This is a genomic window from Candidatus Symbiopectobacterium sp. NZEC135, assembly GCF_025962695.1.
This window is the reverse complement of sequence record NZ_JAGFPF010000718.1, coordinates 1-1,004: the sequence shown is the minus strand read 5'-3', so window position 1 is coordinate 1,004 and position 1,004 is coordinate 1. Positions and strand designations below refer to the sequence as shown.

The window sequence follows — 1,004 nt, the reverse complement described above, 5'->3', positions numbered from 1 at the left end:
GGTCAGGCAAAATAATGCCGCACAATCCATTTTCTATCACATTTCTCAAACAAATACAGGCTGGATCACACCTCAATCCGTCCGCGCTGTTCTTCAGGCACGGCCGAGGAAGGGTCTTGATGAATCAAAATATCGGCACCGGGAAAGCGCTCACGCAGCGCCCGTTCCAGAGCGTCCGCAACCTCATGTGCGCGAACCAGCGGCAGCGTGTCATCCATCTCCAGATGCAGTTGAATAAAACGGGTCGGCCCTGATCGGCGGGTGCGCAGTTGATGTGCGCCATGAATGCCCGGCCAGCCGCGAATCAGCGCAACAATGGCCTGCTGCTCCTCTTCTGGCAACGCGCGATCCAGCAACGATTGCACCGCGTCATAGCCGATGCGCAGCGCGCTGTAGAGAATATAAACCCCGATCCCCAACGCAAACAGGGCATCGGCGTAGGTGATGCCGCGCCAGCTTAAGACCAGCGCCACCAGAATGGCACCGTTCATAAATACATCGGACTGGTAGTGCAACGAATCGGCGCGTATCGCCTGACTCTGCGTCTTGCGTACTACCCAACGTTGAAAAGCCACCAGCAGCAGCGTTGACACCAGAGCAATCACCGTGATGACAATCCCCACCTCTGGGGCGTACAGCGGTTGCGGCGCACTCAGCCGTTGGAACCCGGTTAGAATCAGGAACAACGCGGAACCGGCAATGAACATGCTCTGCGCAATCGCGGCCAGAGACTCTGCTTTGCCATGACCGAAAGCATGCTCATCGTCCGCGGGTTGAAGGGCATAACGTACGGCCAGCAGGTTCACCAGCGACGCGCTGATATCCACCAGTGAATCCACCAACGAGGCCAGTAAACTGACCGAGCCGGTGTACCACCAGGCGAAGACTTTAATGATAAATAACAACAGCGCCACGGTTGTCGCAACCACTGCGGCGCGCGTTACCAAACGCGCATACTGCGAATCCAACACGCAGCTCGCCTCAACAAAGCATCTTATCCGATC

1 protein-coding gene is annotated in these 1,004 nt (G+C 56.8%); it reads right to left on the bottom strand.

What is annotated here, in order from left to right:
* Nucleotides 1–65: 65 nt before the first annotated feature.
* Nucleotides 66–968 (bottom strand): CDF family cation-efflux transporter FieF, encoded by a 903-nt coding sequence (fieF, locus tag J5224_RS29960; protein WP_264628697.1) that lies wholly within the window; start codon nucleotides 966–968, stop codon nucleotides 66–68.
* Between the last annotated feature and the right edge of the window lie 36 nt (nucleotides 969–1,004).